This is a genomic window from Candidatus Igneacidithiobacillus taiwanensis, from assembly GCF_031962545.1.
Taxonomy (GTDB): domain Bacteria; phylum Pseudomonadota; class Gammaproteobacteria; order Acidithiobacillales; family Acidithiobacillaceae; genus Igneacidithiobacillus; species Igneacidithiobacillus taiwanensis.
Genome location: NZ_JAVRKK010000209.1, coordinates 1 through 2,927, shown reverse-complemented (window position 1 = coordinate 2,927; position 2,927 = coordinate 1). Strand labels below are relative to the sequence as shown.

Genomic DNA, 2,927 nt, shown 5'->3' with positions numbered 1-2,927 from the left:
GCGCACGGAATGGGTTTTCATGATTTCCCATTCGTGGGCATCTAAATGGGCGTGCTTAAGTAGCACGCCGTCGGGTATGCCGATTTTGCCGACGTCATGGACAAGGCCCGCATCGCGCAGTAATTGCAATTCTTGATCGGGGATACCGATGGTTTGGCCAAGAGCCTCGGCAAGATCGCCGACCCGAGCACAGTGATTGGCGGTGTATTCGTCCTTTTCGTTGAGAGCCGCATAAAGTGCCCGGTCTACAAAATTCATATTCAACCCTTGCTAAAAAAACAGACCTTTTGCGCCCTTCTGTCTCGTCGGCCTACTCCACGGCTCGGCGGATAACCTGATTTTGCTGAGCTTCCTACCTGCCGGTGAGGGGCGGTTATGAGACAAATCGGTGAAGCCGTCATTTTGGCTTGATGCCTACCCCTAGGGCGACTTGGTAGGTCAATGGCAAGTAAACCAAACCAGAGCATCCAAGGCCATTACCCTTTATCTTGCGTTTGCTCCTGTTGGCCGGAACAGTGGTAGATACTGCATACGCTTTCACCATATCCCCCAAGATGCCATGATCGCACGCAACTACACACCATGGGATACAAAGAAAGACGATGGCAAAAGTATCAGTTACAGAGGCGGCAAAGCTGGCTGGGATCGGTAGGCAGCAGCTTTATAGGGGGTATATCTATCCCGGAAAAATAACGGTTGAGAGAGACCATAGGGGTAGGCCAATCATCGACACCGCCGAGATCATGCGGGTATTCGGTGTACTGCACGATACAACAGAGGATACGCAAAATGAGCAGCAAGATACATCAAATTTTCGTAACCGTTACATAGAGTTGGAGGCGCGTTTTCAAGAGATGGAAAAGCTGGTCCTGGCCCTACAGGCGCAGTTGGCCGAGGCCAAGGAACGGGAGGAATGGCTGCGATCCCGCATCGAGGCGGCAGAACAGAAGCTATTGGCAGGCCCAGAGACCAAGCGTCGCCGCTGGTGGCCTTGGTGAGGCCACAAACAAAAACCCCCAGTCGCATCGGAGCAGAGACCGGGGGTAAGGAGTTTCGCTAAACGAAAAAAAACACTAACATGGAACCAAGTCGCTGATCGGTGAGGCAAACACCATCAGCATGGCAGTCCTGTCCAGAACACAGGAGCAGCAGAGACATGGTAACCAATTTTGAAGTTGTAACCAAACCCACCAGCCAAGAAAGCACCGCTACCATCACGCGTGCCTATCCTTTCCCGCCCCCCGACATAGGCCGAGCGCATCGAGTGCCGTCTGTCGCGGGGGTGAATCGTGGCCTATAACGCCCTTTTTCACCTCCCCCCTACCTTTGCACCTTCTGCGCGCCTTTCGCGCCTTCTAGGGCATTTCTGGCCCCTTTACGGGCATTCCCGCGCCCCTCCCTAGATGAGCCTATCTGCCTTGGATGCGTCCAAGGCCACGGGTGTCGCTCATGCGTCCCAAGATCACGGCGGGGAATGTGACTCGCTCCTGTCGTGATAACGGCCCGATCCGGCGCCCCGTGTCATTACTAACCGGCTAGGATGGGGAACCTTTGGAGAGCCGGACAGAGAGGTAGCCAATGCGGGGGAACCTTCCGCAGGACGGCGGCGGATAACAAGTGAGCCGCCCCGCATTGGTGGTGAGAACCTGCCAGAGGGGGGAGTGCATCCCTGAATCTCACTGCAAGGAGCTAGCACTAGCTACCTGCCCCTACGCGACCGACCGATCGACCGACGGCCTGGTGGCACGGGCAAGCCCTGGAGCGCAAAAGCATGAGCTTGGCGTTCTAGGGTGCGGTTTGCCCGTAGCTCTCTCCCTCCCTCCCTCAAGCCTGGTGGCACGAAGCCCGATAACAAGGGGAGTCACCCAGGTATGGAGGGCTTGGTAGGACGCATCCTAAGCGGTCCAGATCGTTAGATCGGGAAAACTAAATCAGGCTGGCTGAAGGCCTAGCGAGCGAAGCGAGCGCAGGACTGAGGGCAGCTTTACGGGGGAAAGCGTATCCTTCAAGACATCGGCCAAGGGTAGTCGAGGCCTCGATGTCCAGCACGGATGGGAGGGGGGTTGCGGGATAAGGCCGCGCCTTATGACGTAACCTACTAGCCGTAGCCGCGCTACGACAGTAGGCCAAGAGGGGCTACGCCCCCTTTGGAAACCCCCTTGCCGACCTGTGCAATCCGATTCGCCGGATGAACCTCGCCCACCGTCCCCTTCTCCTTCGGGGCGGGGACCCCTCGCAGGCGAGGCGCGCCCGTCGCGCGTCCGGCTCGATCACCAGCCGTGCCGTGCATAGGCTGGATGGTCTGCCAATGGATCGAGGCCGGCTTGGCTTCCGTGCCTATAGCTGGCGACTGTGCCGGACTCGACAATGCAACGACTCGCCCGCCTAATTATATATGACGCGTCATATTTAATAATTGAATTTATATGACGCGTCATATATAATATACCCATCACAGTAACATGGGGATCGAGCCATGCGAGACGAACAGCCGGACCTGCCAGGAATACCGCCAATACCCAAGCCGCGTGGCAGGCCCAAGGTCCACAAAGACACCAAGGCAGCACAGAGGGCAGCATCCAAGGCCTACAGAGACCGGAAGCGGGCCGAGGGGCAGGCGCAGGCCTCGGCCATTCAGCAAGGCCGAAAGGCCCCCGACATTGAGGACCACGGCATTATCGACTTGTCTGTAATACCGGCCTATCGGGTTCGCAAAAGATAGGAAATTCCCTTTCCAATGACCCCCGCTTTTTTCCTGCTTTTTAAGCAGGCGCGCTTAAGGGTTTCTCTAGCGAGAAACCCGCGCAGCTCGTGGGGCCATATCAAATGCTCACCTCAGTCATGCATGGGGTAATTTGATTCGAGAGTGGGGTCGGGGGGCGCTACCCGCAAAGGACTTGTTTCCATCATCCGAGCAAATGCCTGAA

3 protein-coding genes are annotated in these 2,927 nt (G+C 56.7%); 2 read left to right on the top strand and 1 reads right to left on the bottom strand.

Going from position 1 to position 2,927, the window contains the following annotated elements:
• The coding region (locus RTI30_RS13780; RefSeq protein WP_312284078.1) for an HD domain-containing protein at positions 1-258 on the bottom strand (258 nt) is incomplete at its 3' end.
• 596 nt (positions 259-854) lie between these two features.
• On the opposite strand from RTI30_RS13780, the gene RTI30_RS13775 reads away from it, so the two are divergent.
• Positions 855-998 carry a hypothetical protein gene (locus RTI30_RS13775; RefSeq protein WP_312284077.1) on the top strand — a complete coding sequence of 48 codons (144 nt, stop codon included), beginning with the start codon at positions 855-857 and terminating at the stop codon, positions 996-998.
• A gap of 1,478 nt (positions 999-2,476) precedes the next feature.
• Complete coding sequence (locus tag RTI30_RS13770) at positions 2,477-2,722, top strand: hypothetical protein (protein ID WP_312284076.1); 246 nt, start codon at positions 2,477-2,479, stop codon at positions 2,720-2,722.
• Positions 2,723-2,927: the final 205 nt, after the last annotated feature.

Bases quoted from the DNA above. Each gene is read 5' to 3' on its own strand.
- RTI30_RS13775 (WP_312284077.1), top strand. From the start codon at position 855: ATGGAAAAGCTGGTCCTGGCCCTACAGGCGCAGTTGGCCGAGGCCAAG.
- RTI30_RS13770 (WP_312284076.1), top strand. From the start codon at position 2,477: ATGCGAGACGAACAGCCGGACCTGCCAGGAATACCGCCAATACCCAAG.